Raw genomic sequence first — 17,367 nt, 5'->3', positions numbered from 1 at the left:
AAAACTCGCCTCATTCTCCACGCATTTCTTGATGTAATTTCGCTAAGCCCTCTTTAAGGGATAATATTTCCTCACCTGAAAAGTCCTTCAATACCTCTTGAAGGTACAGCTGGCGTTTCTTGATCACTTCATCGATGATCCTTTCGCCTTCGTCAAGAAGATGAATGCGGACTACACGCCTGTCATTAGGATCCTTCACCCTGACAACAAGCTCATTTTTCTCCATTCTGTCTACTAGATCCGTGGTCGTGCTGCAAGCCAGGAACATTTTATTCGACAGCTCCCCAATTGTCATATCTCCATCCTCAAATAGCCATTGCAGCGCAATGAACTGGGGAGGAGTGATCGTGTAATTGCTGAGGAGCTCTCGTCCCTTTTGCTTAATAATACCTGATATGTACCGCAGATCCTTTTCGATATCAGCAACCGTCTCCAGTCCCTGATTCTTTTCTACCCCTTCAACTTTCATCCGTAACAACTCCTAAAAATCTATTTCCTTTATCCATAAAACTTGTTTTCCAAGCCGAGATGATTTTTACTATTGCCCTTATTTTCTACTTTTTTCGCGCAAATTTCAAGACAGAATTCCAATAAGAGCCTGTTTTACCCTATTAAACATCTTAACCGGCCCCCCATTCGGGTTGGCCGGTCATGATTAAAGTTCTAGCTCTCCCATACGCAGGAGCTCTACAACAGCTTGGGAACGCCCCTTTACACCAAGCTTTTGCATGGCGTTTGAAATATGGTTCCGAACCGTTTTTTCGCTGATAAATAATTCACTAGCGATCTCTTTTGTTGTTTTGTCTTGTACTAACAGTTCGAAAACTTCTCTTTCGCGTTTTGTGAGTAATGGCTTGTGAGTATATTCATTTTCCTTCAAGTATTGTAACCCTCCTTGCCTTCGCCAGCTGTGAACTGCGGGGTGGGTATAAATTTAGTCAAAATATCATATGTGAAGGAAAGAGGTGTAGTGACAACATTTAAGGGACTTCATGCCAATTTTATTTTTAAATGCAAAACTTATTTAACCGCAGATTTTTTGCTTTCTGAAAACAATTGCCTCATTTCCTCTGTCCAGGATACTCCCTTGCCTGTTCTCTTGGAAATTTGTACGATTGTGCCCCTGCCAGTCAAGCAAATCGAGCCATCCGCTTTTTTGACCATATAGTGAAGGTCAACCGAGGAATTCCCAATGGAGTTGGCTTTCACAAATATTCTCAGGTCTTCATCAAAGAAAATCTGGCTTAAATAATCACATTGAAGATCGGCCACGACCGGAATCGTCTCGTTCTCTGGTTTGACCCAATCCTGCATGAATCCCTGGCTCTTGAAATATTCAATTCTCGCCTGTTCGAAATATGTAAACGGAACTGTGTTGTTTAAATGTCCAAACATGTCAGTTTCCGAAAACCGAACCTTCACCTGATAAAAAAATTCAAATTCCTCTTCCCAACCTACAATCTCGTTAATATATTCCATCTTTTTCATGCTGAAACCTCCCGAAACTGAATGAACATTCATTCTTTTCTTTATTATAAATATATTTAATCATTTTGGGAATAAAAAAGGCTAACAAAAACCAGCACAGAATTGATCCATGCTGGATAAACTAGCTCATACAACTCTTTTATTTTAGTATACCCACAGAACCGCACTGTAAAAAAAGAATAACCTCCTTTTCCGTCTGGAAAAGGAGGCTTTTTGTTAAACTTGGTCGCTTCCGAAGAAGTTCTTGAATGACTGGAATGTTGTATCACGATTCAGGGCAGCGATTGATGTAGTCAATGGAATTCCTTTAGGGCAAGACTGAACGCAGTTCTGTGAGTTACCGCAGTTCGCAAGTCCGCCGTCTCCCATGATTGTTTCAAGACGCTCGCCTTTGTTCAAGGCACCAGTTGGGTGTGCGTTGAAGAGACGAACCTGTGATAATGGCTGAGGCCCAATGAAATCTGACTTGTCGTTTACGTTAGGGCAAGCCTCAAGGCAAACACCGCAAGTCATACACTTGGAAAGTTCATAGGCCCATTGACGCTTTTTCTCTGGCATACGTGGTCCTGGTCCAAGGTCATAAGTACCATCAATTGGAACCCATGCCTTAACACGCTTTAAAGAATCGAACATGCGGCTGCGGTCAACCTGTAGGTCACGGACAACCGGGAATGTTCTCATAGGCTCTAGCCTGATTGGCTGCTCAAGCTGGTCAACGAGTGCAGAACATGACTGGCGCGGGCGGCCATTGATGACCATTGAACACGCACCACAAACCTCTTCAAGGCAGTTCATATCCCAGGAAATTGGGGTAGTGGCTTCACCTTTTGTATTTACAGGATTACGACGAATTTCCATTAGTGCAGAAATCACGTTCATATTTGGACGGTAATCAAGTTCGAACTCTTCCTGATAAGGGGCTGAATCAGGAGTATCCTGGCGGCTGATGATAAAACGGACAGTTTTTTTCTCTGACATGCTCTATTACTCCCCTTTCTTCTTAGAATAATCGCGCTTACGCGGTTGGATTAATGAAGTATCAACTTCTTCATAATGGAAAGCTGGCGCAGAGTTTGCATCAACAAACTTCGCCATAGTTGTTTTCAAGAAGTCCTCGTCATTACGATCAGGGAATTCAGGTTTATAGTGAGCCCCACGGCTTTCATTACGGTTATAAGCACCGATTGTGATAACACGTGCAAGCTGAAGCATGTTTTGAAGCTGGCGTGTGAACACAGCACCCTGGTTGCTCCATTTTGCCGTATCGTTAATATTGATATTCTTATAGCGCTCCATCAACTCGACGATCTTTTCGTCTGTTTTCTGAAGTCTATCATTGTAGCGAACAACGGTTACATTGTCCGTCATCCACTCGCCAAGCTCTTTGTGAAGGACATATGCATTCTCTGTTCCATCCAGTGACATGACATTGTCCCACTTCTCCTGCTCCATCTTGACAGCATCATCGAAAAGTACTGAAGAAATAGCATCTGAGCTCTTTTCAAGGCCGTTGATGTAACGGATTGCGTTTGGACCTGCAACCATACCGCCGTAGATTGCTGACAATAATGAGTTGGCACCAAGACGGTTCGCACCGTGCTGTGAATAATCAACCTCACCTGCTGCAAACAGACCTGGAATATTAGTCATTTGATCATAGTCAACCCAAAGTCCGCCCATAGAATAGTGAACGGCAGGGAATATTTTCATAGGAACTTTTCTTGGGTCATCGCCCATGAATTTCTCATAGATTTCGATGATACCGCCAAGCTTGATATCAAGCTCTTTTGGATCCTTGTGTGATAGATCGAGGTAAACCATGTTCTCGCCGTTGATGCCAAGCTTCTGGCTTACGCATACGTCAAAGATTTCACGTGTAGCAATGTCACGTGGCACAAGGTTTCCATATGCAGGATACTTCTCTTCCAGGAAGTACCATGGCTTGCCATCCTTGTACGTCCAAACTCGTCCACCTTCACCACGGGCAGATTCACTCATCAAGCGGAGTTTGTCGTCTCCCGGGATTGCAGTAGGGTGAATCTGGATGAATTCCCCGTTAGCGTAATAACCACCCTGCTGATAAACGATCGCAGCAGCTGAACCAGTATTGATAACTGAGTTAGTTGTCTTACCGAAAATGATGCCAGGACCACCAGTTGCCATAATGACTGCATCAGCAGCAAATGATTTGATTTCCATTGAAGTCAGGTTCTGTGCTACGACTCCGCGGCACACACCTTCCTCATCCTTAACTATTCCCAGGAATTCCCATCCTTCATACTTTGTGACCAAACCAGCCACTTCATGGCGGCGAACCTGCTCATCCAAAGCGTATAGAAGCTGCTGTCCAGTTGTCGCACCCGCAAATGCAGTACGGTGGTGCTGCGTTCCACCAAAGCGGCGGAAATCAAGCAAGCCTTCCGGTGTACGGTTGAACATGACACCCATACGGTCAAGAAGGTGGATGATTCCAGGCGCTGCTTCAGCCATCGCCTTAACTGGCGGCTGGTTCGCAAGGAAGTCACCGCCGTAAACTGTATCATCAAAGTGCTCCCATGGAGAGTCACCTTCACCTTTAGTATTAACTGCACCGTTTATTCCGCCCTGTGCACATACAGAGTGGGAACGTTTTACCGGCACAAGAGAAAACAGTTCAACAGGAGTTCCTGTTTCTGCAACTTTTATTGTAGCCATTAAGCCAGCCAAACCGCCGCCGACTACGATCACCTTACCTTTACTCATCGTGACTCACTCCCTTAAATCCATATCTGTCTTTCATATCCGATCAAAAGTAAATCTTTTTTAGCATATAGTCCTCGAAAAGGGCTTATACAAATGCCAGGATTGCGCGGACACCTACGATGGAAAGCGCAATGAAAACTCCGATAGTTACGTAAGTGGAAATCACTTGTGAACGTGGTGTTACCGTGATTCCCCAGCTTACGAAGAATGACCATAATCCGTTCGCAAAGTGGAAAGTAGTTGAGATGACACCAATCAAATAGAACCAAAGCATGAAAGGAGAAGAAAGAATTGTCTCCATCATCTGGAAGTTAACTTCTGCGCCAAATGCTGCAGCAATACGAGTTTCCCATACATGCCAAGCTACGAAAATCAAAGTAATCACACCGGACACACGCTGAAGCATGAACATCCAGTTTCTGAAATAGCCATATTGGCCTATATTGTTTTTAGCAGTAAAAGCAATATAAAGACCGTAAATTGCATGGAATAATAACGGTAAGAAGATAATGAAGATTTCTAAAAAGTACCTGAAAGGCAACTGCTCCATAAAATGTGCTGCGTTATTGAATGATTCTTCTCCCCCTGTAGCGAAATGGTTGACTACAAGGTGCTGCATAAGGAAAAGACCTACTGGAATGACACCCAGCAATGAATGCAGCCTCCGCCAATAAAACTCTTGTCTACCTGCCATAAGTATACCCCCCTGAAATTTGGCCGTGATGTTCAGGCTTCTCTCCCCATCCCTATTAATCTAACAGATTGATCCAACCTAACATCAAAAAAATAAGCATTTCTTACAATTATGTGACATGTTCATTTTACTCCCATCATAATAGAGCGTCAAGAAAACGGATACATAAAAATGCTTATATAAAGAAAATTTTTAAAATATATTGATATTGTAAAAATCCCACTTTCTAATTATTCCAAGGCGTGAAAGAGTATATTAAAATAATACTATTGCCTGTTGGATATGACTGATAAAATTTTCCCGATCCAATAATTTTTGAATAACGAAGTTTCGGGTATGGTATAAACATGGAAAAATTTTATAGAATTTCTTATGCCATGCAAAATTTAACAAGTTTTTAATTTATTGAATATAGGTTGTTTTCGCGGCAAATTGTTTATAATAGAGTGATAGAAAGAGGGGAGAACATGAGTGAAATAACTACTTCAGAGCAAAAAACAGAGAGCGAGCCAATGGCCGTTACTGCGTTTGGATATGAATTGATCAGGGAAATCCTCCTGCCGGAATTACTCGGCAAAGATACACCAGAAATCCTGTATTGGGCCGGAAAACGCCTCGCCCGGAAATATCCATTATCAACCCTTGACGAAACCTTCCGCTTCTTTCAGGATGCCGGCTGGGGTGCATTAACCATTAAAGAAGAATCCCGAAGAGAAATGATGCTTGAACTTAGCAGCGAGCTAATTTCCTCCCGATTGAAAAATAACCCCAATACCACTTTCCAGCTAGAAGCAGGTTTCATTGCCCAGCAAATGGAACAACAGAAAAAAGTAACAGCTGAAGCCTTCGAACACCCAAATAAAAAATCATCGAAAATCCTGTTTACGGTCAAGTGGGATAAGAGTGACCCGATTGTATGAGGTAGGAAATCAGCATCGTCTTTTAACATGATAGGATGGGTTACTGCGCCAGAATTTGCCCCTGGCGCAGTAACCCTTTTATTATGATCTGAAATTGAGCGGTCCGGCGTATTTAAACTCAAAGCCTCTTTAAATTCGACGGAAACTAGGGTAGTTATCGCTTATTCCCCGTTTCTCTCTCTTCAGCCTAAACCGGGCACAAGTTCCCCTTTCTTGTGACCGTCAACTCTCGTTTTTCACTTTCACGGGCACAAGTTCCCCTTTCTTGTGACCGTCAACTCTCGTTTTCCCTTTTCACGGGCACATACCGATAAATTAGGTGTCATCTTCTTCCCCCCTGGACACCAGGCAGCCCCAGCACCTGTAAAAAAAGCTTTCCCGGTACACCAGGAAAGCTTCTTCAGCGATTCTCTTAATTCGTCTTAACAGCTTCGGAGTATAGCTCAAATGCTTCGTGCAGTGATTCTACTGCGTTCACCATTTGTTTTTCATCCACTACGGTAGAAACTTTAATTTCGGATGTGCTTACCATCTTCACCTGGATACCGTGTCCTTCAAGGACTTCAAACATTTTGGCAGCTACACCTGGATTTGAAACCATTCCCGAACCTACAATTGATACCTTGGCAAGGCCGGTTTCGGATTCGACCGCCTGATAGTTCAATGTTTCTTTATTACGTTCCAATACGTCCAGTGCCTCCGGGAGGTCGTTACTCTTAATGGAGAACGAAATATTCGCTAACCCTGCTTCTGTACGGCTCTGGACGATAATGTCGACATTGATGTGGTTCTGTGCAAGTGTTGTGAATATAGTTGAAAGTCCTTTTAATGAAGTGCTTACTCCTAGGACTGATACTCTAGTGATTTGATCTTCAAACGCGACTCCGCGTACGATTAAATTCTGTTCCATTTCATTCTCCTCCTCGATGATCGTGCCTCTTTCTTTTTCCATGCTGGATCTTACTTCAAGCGGCAATCCATAGTTTTTCGCGAATTCCACCGCACGCGGGTGGAGCACGCCTGCCCCCAGATTGGCCAGCTCTAACATTTCATCATAGGAAACGCTCAGCAATTTCCTCGCGCTTTTCACATATCTTGGATCGGTCGTGAATACTCCGGTCACATCGGTATAGATATCGCATTTATCAGCCTTCAGAGCCGCTGCAAGGGCGACTGCCGTGGTATCCGAGCCGCCGCGGCCAAGTGTAGTGATTTCACCTTCATCCGTAACTCCCTGGAATCCCGCGACAATGACCACCTTGCCACTCTCTAAATCTCTGGCAATCCTATCCGTCTCGATATCAACAATCCTGGCGTTCCCATGGACAGGTTCAGTTTTGATCCCTGCCTGCCAACCTGTATAGGAAACGGCATCAATGCCATTTTGCGCTAATGCCATTGAAAAAAGTGCGATCGTAATTTGCTCGCCTGTTGTCAACAGCATATCCATCTCTCTTTTTGATGGCGCGCTGGATATATCATTCGCCATGTCGACCAGATGGTCTGTCGTCTTGCCCATTGCTGATACGACAACGACCACATTATTGCCATTCTGCAGTTCTTCCGCTGTCCTGCTGGCAGCGTTCCTGATCCTTTCGACATTGCCAACTGATGTTCCGCCAAATTTCTGTACAATCAATCCCATAAGTTTCCCCTGCCTCTTCATTCTGTATTTTGCCTCTAATAGAGTTTCATGGCCAAGCCGCATATGTAATTCTGTCAAAAATAGCCCTTTGAAAACAGAAAAAGCAATGGAAGTGGCTCCCATTGCTTGATAAACGTGTATATACGCTGCAACATGAGATAGCACTCCAAGATGGCAATCTTGACAATCCAGCGTTTATTCAACGAAGGACCAGCGAGAAAATCAATAGGAATTTCCCCACTTCGGCGAACATCCCCTTTCAAAGTCCATCCTCGAATCCTACAATTCTCCTGACTTTTACTCTTGAAGCTCGCACCTCTATCTTCACTTTAATGCTCTAAAGTGATAGCTATATGAAATTTTAATCATTATAGCACACCCAAAAATAGAATGCTACATTATTCCTGTAATTTCTGAAATAGTTCCTCTGCCACATTTGCCGGCAGGCCGGCAGCGTTTAACTCTTCCAATGAGGCTTCCCTCATTTTTTTCACCGAACCGAAATGCTTCAACAGAGCCTTCTTGCGCTTTTCGCCAATGCCTGGAATATCATCGAGCAGTGACTGAAAGACGCTCTTGCCTCTTAGCTGGCGGTGGAAGGTAATCGCGAACCGGTGGACCTCATCCTGGATTCTTTGCAGCAGGTAAAACTCCTGGCTGTTACGTGCCAGTTCGATCACCTGCAGTGGATTGCCGTAGAGCAGCTGGGAGGTCCTGTGCTTGTCATCCTTCGCCAGGCCGGCAATCGGGATATCAAGTCCCAATTCATTTTCAAGTACATCACGCGCGGACTCGATATGTCCTTTTCCGCCGTCGATGATAATCAAATCCGGCAGCGGCAAGCCCTCTTTCAGGACACGTGTATACCTGCGCCTGACAACTTCCCTCATGGATTCATAGTCATCCGGACCTTTGACTGATTTAATTTTGTATTTACGGTATTCCCTTTTTTCAGGCTTGCCGTCGATAAAAACAATCATCGCTGATACCGGATCGGTCCCCTGGATGTTCGAGTTATCGAAGGACTCGATCCGATGAGGAGTGTAAATGCCCATTTGCTTGCCAAGGTTTTCAACAGCCTTGATGGTCCGTTCCTCATCGCGATCGATTAATGAAAACTTTTCTTTCAGGGCAATACCCGCATTCTTGGACGCCAGGTGGACAAGCTCCTTCTTCTTTCCACGCTGCGGTTTTAGGACTTTCACTTCAAGCAGACCCTCTGCCAATTCCAGGTCCACACCCTCAGGCACCAATACTTCCTTCGGCTTGAAATGTTCATTTTTCGAATAAAATTGCCCCAGGTATGTGAGGATATCTTCTTCAGGTTCATTGTGAATCGGGAACATCGAAACTTCCCTTTCAATCAACTTCCCCTGACGGATAAAGAAGACCTGAACACACATCCAGCCCTTGTCGACAGCATAGCCAAACACATCACGGTCGGTAAAATCCGTCGTCGTCATCTTCTGTTTTTCCATCGTTGCCTCTATATGGGCGATTTTGTCACGAAATTCCTTCGCACGTTCAAAATCCAATTCCTCGGCAGCGGCAGCCATTTTAGCCGTCAAATCTTCCTTGATTTCCTTATAGCCCCCATTGAGGAAGCGAGTGATTTCATCCGTAATCTGCTTATACTCGTCCCTGCTGACGTCCTTGATGCAGGGTGCCAGACATTGGCCCATATGGTAATAGAGACAGACACGGTCTGGCAGCGTCGAGCACTTTCGGAGCGGATAAATCCTGTCCAGCAGTTTTTTCGTCTCATTGGCCGCCTGTACATTTGGATATGGCCCAAAATATTTGCCGCTGTCCTTCTTTACTTTTCTCGTAATGATCAGCTTTGGATGCCGTTCCGCGGTCAGCTTGATGAACGGATATGATTTATCATCCTTGAGCATGATATTGTATTTTGGATCATATTTCTTGATCAAATTGATTTCGAGAAGCAGCGCTTCCATATCGGAGGAGGTGACGATATACTCAAAATCCTCAATTTCATTGACCAGACGAAGAGTTTTACCGTCATGCGATCCTGTGAAATAAGAACGCACCCTGTTCTTCAATACTTTGGCTTTCCCTACATAAATGATGGTCCCCTGCCTGTCCTTCATCAAATAACAACCTGGCTGAGCAGGGAGAAGAGCAAGCTTATTCCTGATCTGTTCATTCATGCCGTTCACCTCCTGTTACGGTGTCCATTTATATAAAATGATCTTATGATAGACTGGGTCAAAAATTTCACCCGAAGTAAAAGTTTCTACCTTCTCGAGCGTCCCGTCAGGATCAAAGCCCTGCGAACGAAAACCGTCGACTACACTGTTGGTTAGATAAACCGTCTTTCCTTTATATAACCCCTGGTCATGGATGAAATTTCTATAAGTATAGATTCGCTTATGCGGGTAAGACATTTCGAGATACTGAAGCACCCTGGTTTCTTCCCATGTATACAAAACGAAGTCCTCTGGCTGCTCCTCCAAATAATGCGCAAGCTGATAGACTGCCGGTTCGATTACTGCCTGTTTCTGTATATAACTTGAAGAAATAATTGCCTGGGCAATGATGACAACAACTACTAACAGACTGGCATACATCTCTGCCCTTTTTTTAAAAAAGACAATAAGGCCAAGAAACATTAACAATAGTGCCAGCGGAAGTATATGCCTCGGCTTTTCGATATTCTGGGCAAAAAGCGCCCAGACAGCATAAGCGAGGAGTAGCAATACGCCGAGATAAACGCTGTTTTCCTTTAAAACTTTCCTTGTAGATGCCGGCAAAAAAATAACTATGCCAATAACTATATATAATACCATCAAAACAGTTGTTCGTGAAAAGATTCCCCACCATAAAATGTTGGTAAACAGGAGTGCTTTCAGCCTTGCCCAAAAAGAAAGTTCATTCGACGCCGAGGTGCCGCCCCATTCCTGAAAATGCCCGCCTGTGAAACCAAAAGCAAGCTCCAGAAAATTAGAGAGACCACCTTCAGAAATAATCAGGCCAGCAACCCAGATCAACTGAAACAATCCAGCGAGGACCACATATTTGATAATTCCACCCAATGTAATCTCCCGTTTTGCCCATTTCCTGTACAGCAGATAAATCAGCCCGATTCCCATCGGAATATAGCTCAGCCTGATTCCCAACAGGATACCGAATAAAATCAGGGGAAGCAGCATCCACTTGCCTGCTGGCCTGGACTCTGCGGCCGCGATACTCCAAAAGAACCACCAAAAGGCAGCAAGCGCGGCACCCTCCGACATTGGCTGGTTTACGATAATCAAAGGATAACTGGCAGTATAAATGGCAGCTGCAATGAGAAATGCATTCGTCCTGCTCAAAACTCTTGATGCAAGTAAATACACAGGCAGAATGGTGCTTGCATACACTAAAACATTAAATAGGACCAGTGCCTGATTTGGAAAATCTACGAAAAACTTCAGCAGCATACCACCCAGAATAAAATACGGATATCCGGGAAAATGCGGCTGCATCGCACGAAGGTCATACCTGTCCATCGCCAGGGTAAAATCAACTTGATCCCAAGAAGCGACGAAGGGATTAAGTGAATTCAACTGGACGGCGAAAATGTAAAGAACCGTAAGCAAACATAGTCCAGGAAAGATTATTCTGTTCAGTTTTTCTAAATTCATCATATTACACCAACTAACTTCCACAGGGGACGTTTTTACGTATGAAAAAAGTACAAGGAAATTCCCTGTACTTTTCTGGAGAGAGGATCATTCAGCCTCAAATCAAATTAATTATTTAACTTGTGGGTTCAATACTACTTGCTTGTTCTCAGCTACTTTATTGTCAGCAGCCTTTTCTTTCTTGGGACTGCGTGATGAAGTCAGCAGGAAGATCGCAGCAAAGTATCCGATATAGGCAATGACTTCTTCAATTGAAGGCATCGAAGAGTATCCAAACAGAGCCTTCAGGAAGATGCCTACATCGCCAGAGATCAGCGGTGCGACACCAGTATCACGAAGATAATGCGCATAATCAATCGGGTGTTCTGGCAATAGCCACGTTATATCATAAACATGGTACATAACGCTTCCGATTATGTTTACATCCTGCATCATCGAAATCGCCTGTACGAGCAATCCGGCAGAAATCAGGATGATAAAAGCTCCAGTGATCTGGAAAAACGTCTTAAGCTTAACCTTCATCGTACCTTTGAAGAACATGTAAGAGACGGCAACGGCAATCAATGTACCTGTGATCGCTCCCCATCCCTGCATGGCAGCACCGATGTTACCACCTGTAATTGCAGCAAAGAAGAAGACCGTTTCAATACCTTCACGTAAGACGACGAGGAATGAATGGATGACCATACCGACAATGTTGCCTGTCGTGATGAATTTCTTCATTTTGCCTTCCATGTTCCCTTTAAGGTCCTTACTGTGGCTCGCCATCCAGAATACCATCTGGGTCAAGAGTACAGTGGACACAATCATGATTCCTATTTTCAAATAAATCTCACTGCCCATAGCAGCGAAGCCTGTGAACACAACCTGGAACAAAATCGCAACTCCGATACTAGCCAAAACAGCAAGTCCGGCACCGAGCCATACATACTTTGTATACTTTGGATTACCAGTTCTCTTTAAATAGGTTGTGATGATTCCGATGATTAATAACGCTTCCAATACTTCACGAAATGTAATCAATAACGCTTGAACTTCCATTGCTGATTCTCCCCTCTCCAAGGTGTCATCTATCTATATTACTTTCTTCGTTTAATGCCAATAACAACTATCGCACCAATAACCGCGACTATCAAGATCAAAGGAATCCAGTTACGGATATTTGAACGATCTGTCCAGTCCTTTTTGCCTGGGCCCTCTTCTTCCTCAGTATCTGTAAAGTGCCCGACTTCCAAGCTCGGAAGATCAAATTCGTCTTGCAGTGCATTCAGTATCTCTTCTTTTTTCTCTTTAAAAACTTCTATGTCAGAAGGCTTCTTCCCTACTCCAAAGAGCCCGGGATTTCCTAGTGCCTCAAGTGCAGCATCAAAGTCAGCTTTTATTTCTTTGTCCAGTTCAGGATTATTACCCTCTACCTTTGGCGATAGCGCTTGATATGTAGCATATCCCTTTGCCAGCAGCTTCTTTGAAGTGTCATACTCCTCAAAGCTTTTTTCAATGCTTTCAAGCCTTCTCGCAACATTCAACACGAGGAGTTTCTCCATATTTTCAATTGTAGCTTCTTTATCTTCTGCTTCCAGGCTTTCCATGATCACTTCTCCTGGCTCGGTTCCCATGTGCATATCGATTTCTTCTTTAACCGTTTCAAACAGGGATGTCGCAGCCGAGAAGTTTGGAGGGTCCTCATCCAGCTTCAACTGCATTTCCTTATAGACTTCTGCGACTTTTTCTTCATTTGGATCACCATATGAATAAGCGCTGGCAGTCTGAGGAATGCCGTTAATGAGAATTAATATCAGTGAAAAACAAAAAAATATAGCTCTTTTCATTTACTGTTCCCTCCTACAATGATAATGATAATGATTATCATTATGAATGTCAATCATATTTGATAATCGTCACTTTATTGTCACTATTTTTACTGTTTTTAGATGGGGATTCTTCCGCTCCAGTTACCTTTGAGACAGGCCTGGACATTTCGCGATAGACTGCCGGCACAACATTCGTCATATATTTTTTGAATGAAATGAAGGATGTCCCCGTTGTCCTGACGCGGTATTTAATCGGGATTTCAAGGACCCTGAATCCCTTCCTGACAAGATTGAGCGTCAACACTTGCGCATAATTGTAATCATGGATGATTTCCGCATGCTTAAGCACTTTCCGCGAAAAAGCCCTCATCCCGGACTGGCCGTCATACAACCATTTTCTCAACAATAATGTTTGCAGGAAGGTGAAACAATAATTCCCCATCCTCCGATGAAACTTCATCCCTTTTATTGTGCCCATAAATCGGGAACCCATTGTATAATCCGCTTCCCCATTTAGAATCGGTTTGACTATATCAGGAATCTGCCATGCCGGATACTCCCCATCTGCATCAATCATCACACCGACATCAGCACCCATCCGGAAGCATTCTTCTATTCCTTGTCGGACCGCGGCACCAAGGCCGCGGTTTTTCTCAAAGCTTATAATATGGTCGGCGCCTGCTTTTTTCGCTTCAGCTACAGTTCCATCTGTCGAACCATCATCAATGATTAAAACCTCCACTTGATCCGCTCCGGCAAAGGTACGAGGTATATTTTCAATCACTTCCGCAATGGACTCTTCTTCGTTAAAAGCCGGCAAAAATACGATAACTTTACTCAATTAAATTCTCATCCTTCTCTGCTTTTATTGCATCCATTAAAACTTTTCCTCTGCTGCTCCCCGGATAAGGGGCACCCATCAGATAGGAAATCGTCGGTGCCAGGGATACAAGGCTGTGTTTTTCTTGCACTTTAACCCCCTTGGCGATATGTGGTCCATGCATGAAAAATGGAACAAACCGTTCTCCTTCATCCAGGTGTCCGTGACCGCCGATGCCATCAGCCTGTCCGTGGTCCGCACAGACTACAAGTGTGGTGTTCTCCATCTTCCCTTCGGTTTCCAGCCATTGAACAAACTCCTGGATCAGCGCGTCTGCTTCTTCAATCTTTTCAATATAATCATCATAGAGAACGCCGCGGCTGTGGCCAACCTGATCCGTTCCGATCATCTGGACGATAAACAGATCCGGGTCCTGTTCATCCATGATTTTTCTTGCCCTCGCAAGCATGTTTGTATCCGCTTTGTCCTTATGCATGACAGCTGTAACGGTCTCGACATCACTGCCCATTGCATCAACGAGGTGAGCAATGCCAAGGAGCCGCCCTCTCTTGCCCACTTTGCGAAGCGAGTCAAATATTGTTTCTGTGTTAACTCCAAGTTTATAGACCATATTCGATTTGATGCCATGCTCAAACGGATAAGTCCCAGTGAACATCGAACTAAAGCAAACAACGGTCCTTGCAGGATACAGTGTTTCCATATTCAAATATTCAGTTCCGTTCTCTTTTAACTGATCGAGGAACGGTGTATTTGCTTCATAAAAGCGCTCTTTGCGCATTCCATCAATGACGATGACAATGACCTTATCGGACAGGCCATTCTCCGGTACTTCCGGTCCATCATCCTTCGTGTAGCTTTCATAGGCCTTCGGCTTCCAGTCAAATAAATATCGGTGGAGAATAAAGGCAAATAGGAGAACAAAGCCATAAAAAATAGCAATATCAAAAAACGGTATATCAGTACCAGCGGTTAAGGTACTGAATGACAGTTCCCAGAGAGAAAGCAGCAGAAAAACTTTCGGAAGCTGTTCCTGGGCATTCCCGCTGGTCGAGTCACTATTCTTCAACACAAGCTTCCAAAATCTCGTGAAGTTAAGCCATGAAGTACCAATCCTCAGGTGATAGTAAAGCGTTCCCCAGAAAAACACAGTAAAGAAAAAGTACAGTCCAGCTGCGAAAAGCAGAAGATTAATATCAGGTTCAGGCCAAACTATCATAAAAACAACGAATGGTATCCACAAATAGTTTCTCAAAAAAAGTGGAAAATCATAGATAAAATAGATGATGAACAGTGGAAGCATAACCAGGAAGGCGAGTAAAAAATCCACTATACTGCCTGTACTTCCTAAATCTCCGAGATGAAATAATACCATTGTGCCAACTGTAAAAATTGGCGTAAAGGGCTTCCCCTCATTAAGCAAATTCCAGCTTCGGGCCGCGAATTTTTCAAACTTTGAAGCACTTTTCATGATTCGTTGCCCCTTTCCCTAGTCCATTTTTTCAGTAAGTGCGCCGGTACAGGATAAGCAGCCAATGCAATCCCTCCGACTATGAAGGAAAATAAATACTTCAATCCATGGGTAATGACCGCAGCTGTATAGGCATTTTCGGGAGCTATTCCATTTGCTCCTAATGCAAAAACCATAATGGCCTCATAGCTGGCAATTCCTCCTGGCGTGATCTGGAAGATCTGCCCGGCAACCGTAATGCTGTTTACCCAAATGGCCTGCAGAAAGCTGATGATGCTTCCTCCATTCAATACGACGCCATAAATTACTGCTGCTTCAAGAATCCAGCTTATCAGGGTCAGCATAATGATCCAGACTCCTCGCCAGCCAATGAAAGCATTTTTCATTATAGTTAATTGTCTGTCAAAGAAAGAACGGAATTTATAGTAAAGAATGATCGTGACTACAACACCGCTTGCTCCCAGCCATACGAGAACCTTTCCATTCAAAGGCAGCTCAAGAAAAGCCAAACCTGCCGAAGCCATTCCAAATAGAATTAGCGTATCCATAACCCGCAGGACGATCACTGAATTAAATGCTTCTACCCCCGTAATAACCGGCTCCCTCGCTTTCAAGACACCAATCCTCGCAAAGTCTCCCGCTTTGACTGGAAGTAGATGATTCAGCAGCAAGCTGTAAAACAGGCCGTACATGCAGGTTGTAAGTCGTACTCTATTGTTCAGATAAAGCTTCCAGGCTGCCCCCCTTGCCAAAAAAGCAAGGAAATAACTAGAGAAAATAAGCAACAGGATTCCAGGCTTTGTTGCGATTACCTTTATTTCCTCTATCATCATGCCCGCATCAAGATAGTAAAACGTCATAATTAGAAATGCGGTAATCAGCAGAATGGAAATTAGTTTCTTAAAGGTAGTTTTCATACTGCTCAGCCCATGCCACTGTCTCTGCGATTCCTTTTCTGAAGTCCACCTCTGGTTCATAACCAAGCAATTCACGCGCCAGGGAAATATCAGCCCAGGTCCTGTCTACGTCTCCGGCACGGTTTTCTTCACGCCTGATTTTCATATCAGGATAGTAAATCCGTAGCTCGTCCAAAAGCTGATTCATCGAAACCGGTCTGCCAGATCCAATATTGATAATGGCACTTTGCTCCAAATTTTTTAGAGCAAGGCTCATGCCGTTCACAATGTCACCTACATATGTATAATCACGAGATCCGCCCTCGCCAAAAATCGTGATTTCTTCACTGTTTTTCAATTTTTTTATGAAATTAGCGATGGCCATATCCGGCCTTCCCCATGGACCGTAAACAGTGAAAAATCTTAGAATTTTAACATCCATCCCATATAGATGGCCATACACATGACAAAAAGATTCAGCTCCGTATTTTGAGGCCGCGTAAGGAGAAATAGGTTTGCCAGCTGCCATCTCTTCTTTGAACGGTATATTTTTCATCATTCCATATACGGATGATGAAGAAGCAAAAATGACCTGCTTCACACCAGCTTTTCCGGCTCCTTCAAGTACGTTAACGGTAGCCTTCACATCATAATCTATGTATTCAAGTGGACGAAGAATGGAATAGGCAACTCCCGGCAATGCCGCAAGGTGCACAATCGCTTCCGGTGATATTCTTTTGATGATGTCAATGGTCTTTTCACGGTCCAGCAGATCTGCTTGATAAAATTGAAAATCGCCAGCTTTTTTTATGACATCCAGATGCTGTTTTTTTCTCTCAACAGAGTAGTAAGGGTGCAAGTTATCAATGATCGCCACCTCATGCTGCTCCTTCAGCATTTTTAAGGCAAGATGGCTTCCGATGAATCCTGCTCCTCCAGTAATCAAAATTTTCACGATTACACCTCTTTCTTTCTCAAGCCATTTTACCATAGTATTTCATCTAAAAAAGAACAAAAAGCGCAAGCGCCTCGTTCAGCCCCAACAAGCGCTGGAGGGCCGACCGGTGAAGTCGTTCTTTGACTTCATTGGGCGGACCGAACTCGTCTCGAGGGGCTAGGCGCTGGAGCTGGACATAGAAAAGCGCAAGCGCCTCGTTCAGCCCCGACAAGCGTTGGAGGGCCGACCAGTGAAGTCGTTCTTTGACTTCATTGGGC

The 17,367-nt window shown here is 44.0% G+C and carries 17 protein-coding genes and 1 riboswitch; of the genes, 1 reads left to right on the top strand and 16 read right to left on the bottom strand.

From position 1 onward, the window contains the following. Nucleotides 1-10 precede the first annotated feature (10 nt). The 6 genes from J7I80_RS12510 to J7I80_RS12485 all read right to left on the bottom strand — a co-directional run bounded on the left by J7I80_RS12510 (nucleotide 11) and on the right by J7I80_RS12485 (nucleotide 4,924). A complete protein-coding gene (locus J7I80_RS12510; RefSeq protein WP_214738692.1) occupies nucleotides 11-469 on the bottom strand; it encodes a MarR family winged helix-turn-helix transcriptional regulator in 459 nt (152 codons plus the stop codon). Between the two features lie 186 nt (nucleotides 470-655). Beyond that, a complete protein-coding gene (gerE, locus tag J7I80_RS12505) occupies nucleotides 656-880 on the bottom strand; it encodes a spore germination transcription factor GerE (RefSeq protein WP_019154738.1) in 225 nt (74 codons plus the stop codon). A gap of 140 nt (nucleotides 881-1,020) precedes the next feature. After that, complete coding sequence (locus J7I80_RS12500; RefSeq protein ID WP_214738691.1) at nucleotides 1,021-1,488, bottom strand: acyl-CoA thioesterase; 468 nt, start codon at nucleotides 1,486-1,488, stop codon at nucleotides 1,021-1,023. Nucleotides 1,489-1,704: 216 nt separating this feature from the next. Then, a complete protein-coding gene (gene sdhB, locus J7I80_RS12495) occupies nucleotides 1,705-2,466 on the bottom strand; it encodes a succinate dehydrogenase iron-sulfur subunit (RefSeq protein ID WP_192471469.1) in 762 nt (253 codons plus the stop codon). 6 nt (nucleotides 2,467-2,472) lie between these two features. Continuing rightward, nucleotides 2,473-4,230 (bottom strand): succinate dehydrogenase flavoprotein subunit, encoded by a 1,758-nt coding sequence (gene sdhA / locus J7I80_RS12490; protein WP_214738690.1) that lies wholly within the window; start codon nucleotides 4,228-4,230, stop codon nucleotides 2,473-2,475. A gap of 85 nt (nucleotides 4,231-4,315) precedes the next feature. Further along, nucleotides 4,316-4,924 carry a succinate dehydrogenase cytochrome b558 subunit gene (locus J7I80_RS12485; protein ID WP_192471467.1) on the bottom strand — a complete coding sequence of 203 codons (609 nt, stop codon included), beginning with the start codon at nucleotides 4,922-4,924 and terminating at the stop codon, nucleotides 4,316-4,318. A 467-nt stretch (nucleotides 4,925-5,391) separates the two neighbouring features. On the opposite strand from J7I80_RS12485, the gene J7I80_RS12480 reads away from it, so the two are divergent. Next, a complete protein-coding gene (locus J7I80_RS12480) occupies nucleotides 5,392-5,844 on the top strand; it encodes a YslB family protein (protein ID WP_214738689.1) in 453 nt (150 codons plus the stop codon). 412 nt (nucleotides 5,845-6,256) lie between these two features. Here J7I80_RS12480 and J7I80_RS12475 read toward each other — a convergent pair whose 3' ends face one another. The 10 genes from J7I80_RS12475 to J7I80_RS12430 form a co-directional block, all read right to left on the bottom strand. Beyond that, the gene (locus tag J7I80_RS12475; RefSeq protein WP_214738688.1) at nucleotides 6,257-7,489 is read right to left on the bottom strand and encodes an aspartate kinase; all 1,233 of its coding nucleotides are present in this window, start codon (nucleotides 7,487-7,489) and stop codon (nucleotides 6,257-6,259) included. A 151-nt stretch (nucleotides 7,490-7,640) separates the two neighbouring features. Next, a riboswitch (Lysine riboswitch) is annotated at nucleotides 7,641-7,818 on the bottom strand. Between the two features lie 69 nt (nucleotides 7,819-7,887). Then, nucleotides 7,888-9,660, bottom strand: coding sequence for an excinuclease ABC subunit UvrC (gene uvrC, locus J7I80_RS12470; RefSeq protein WP_214738687.1), 1,773 nt, complete (start codon nucleotides 9,658-9,660; stop codon nucleotides 7,888-7,890). A 15-nt stretch (nucleotides 9,661-9,675) separates the two neighbouring features. Continuing rightward, entirely contained in the window at nucleotides 9,676-11,136 is a 1,461-nt protein-coding gene (locus tag J7I80_RS12465) for a glycosyltransferase family protein (RefSeq protein ID WP_214738686.1), read from the bottom strand. 111 nt (nucleotides 11,137-11,247) lie between these two features. After that, nucleotides 11,248-12,177, bottom strand: coding sequence for an FTR1 family iron permease (locus tag J7I80_RS12460; protein ID WP_214738685.1), 930 nt, complete (start codon nucleotides 12,175-12,177; stop codon nucleotides 11,248-11,250). Between the two features lie 38 nt (nucleotides 12,178-12,215). Then, on the bottom strand, nucleotides 12,216-12,965 hold the full coding sequence (locus tag J7I80_RS12455) for a hypothetical protein (protein WP_214738684.1): 750 nt from the start codon (nucleotides 12,963-12,965) through the stop codon (nucleotides 12,216-12,218). Between the two features lie 49 nt (nucleotides 12,966-13,014). Further along, a complete protein-coding gene (locus J7I80_RS12450; RefSeq protein WP_214738683.1) occupies nucleotides 13,015-13,788 on the bottom strand; it encodes a glycosyltransferase family 2 protein in 774 nt (257 codons plus the stop codon). Continuing rightward, a complete protein-coding gene (locus J7I80_RS12445) occupies nucleotides 13,781-15,256 on the bottom strand; it encodes an alkaline phosphatase family protein (RefSeq protein WP_214738682.1) in 1,476 nt (491 codons plus the stop codon). The genes J7I80_RS12450 and J7I80_RS12445 overlap by 8 nt, the downstream gene beginning before the upstream one ends. After that, nucleotides 15,253-16,173, bottom strand: a complete 921-nt coding sequence (locus tag J7I80_RS12440; protein WP_214738681.1) for a lysylphosphatidylglycerol synthase transmembrane domain-containing protein — start codon at nucleotides 16,171-16,173, stop codon at nucleotides 15,253-15,255. Before J7I80_RS12440 ends, J7I80_RS12445 begins: the two co-directional genes overlap by 4 nt. After that, nucleotides 16,157-17,107 (bottom strand): NAD-dependent epimerase/dehydratase family protein, encoded by a 951-nt coding sequence (locus J7I80_RS12435; protein WP_214738680.1) that lies wholly within the window; start codon nucleotides 17,105-17,107, stop codon nucleotides 16,157-16,159. Before J7I80_RS12435 ends, J7I80_RS12440 begins: the two co-directional genes overlap by 17 nt. Nucleotides 17,108-17,153: 46 nt before the next feature. After that, a partial coding sequence (locus J7I80_RS12430) for a hypothetical protein (RefSeq protein WP_214738679.1) occupies nucleotides 17,154-17,367 on the bottom strand: 214 nt, incomplete at its 5' end.

This window comes from Bacillus sp. ISL-41, from assembly GCF_018613235.1.
In the GTDB taxonomy this organism is placed as follows: Bacteria; Bacillota; Bacilli; order Bacillales; family Cytobacillaceae; genus Mesobacillus.
The sequence above is the reverse complement of the archived record's forward strand: the minus strand, read 5'-3'. Positions and strand labels throughout refer to the sequence as shown.

Bases quoted from the DNA above. Each gene is read 5' to 3' on its own strand.
- J7I80_RS12510 (WP_214738692.1), bottom strand. From the start codon at position 469: ATGAAAGTTGAAGGGGTAGAAAAGAATCAGGGACTGGAGACGGTTGCT.
- J7I80_RS12500 (WP_214738691.1), bottom strand. From the start codon at position 1,488: ATGAAAAAGATGGAATATATTAACGAGATTGTAGGTTGGGAAGAGGAA.
- sdhB (WP_192471469.1), bottom strand. From the start codon at position 2,466: ATGTCAGAGAAAAAAACTGTCCGTTTTATCATCAGCCGCCAGGATACT.
- sdhA (WP_214738690.1), bottom strand. From the start codon at position 4,230: ATGAGTAAAGGTAAGGTGATCGTAGTCGGCGGCGGTTTGGCTGGCTTA.
- J7I80_RS12485 (WP_192471467.1), bottom strand. From the start codon at position 4,924: ATGGCAGGTAGACAAGAGTTTTATTGGCGGAGGCTGCATTCATTGCTG.
- J7I80_RS12480 (WP_214738689.1), top strand. From the start codon at position 5,392: ATGAGTGAAATAACTACTTCAGAGCAAAAAACAGAGAGCGAGCCAATG.
- J7I80_RS12475 (WP_214738688.1), bottom strand. From the start codon at position 7,489: ATGGGATTGATTGTACAGAAATTTGGCGGAACATCAGTTGGCAATGTC.
- uvrC (WP_214738687.1), bottom strand. From the start codon at position 9,660: ATGAATGAACAGATCAGGAATAAGCTTGCTCTTCTCCCTGCTCAGCCA.
- J7I80_RS12465 (WP_214738686.1), bottom strand. From the start codon at position 11,136: ATGAATTTAGAAAAACTGAACAGAATAATCTTTCCTGGACTATGTTTG.
- J7I80_RS12460 (WP_214738685.1), bottom strand. From the start codon at position 12,177: ATGGAAGTTCAAGCGTTATTGATTACATTTCGTGAAGTATTGGAAGCG.
- J7I80_RS12455 (WP_214738684.1), bottom strand. From the start codon at position 12,965: ATGAAAAGAGCTATATTTTTTTGTTTTTCACTGATATTAATTCTCATT.
- J7I80_RS12445 (WP_214738682.1), bottom strand. From the start codon at position 15,256: ATGAAAAGTGCTTCAAAGTTTGAAAAATTCGCGGCCCGAAGCTGGAAT.
- J7I80_RS12440 (WP_214738681.1), bottom strand. From the start codon at position 16,173: ATGAAAACTACCTTTAAGAAACTAATTTCCATTCTGCTGATTACCGCA.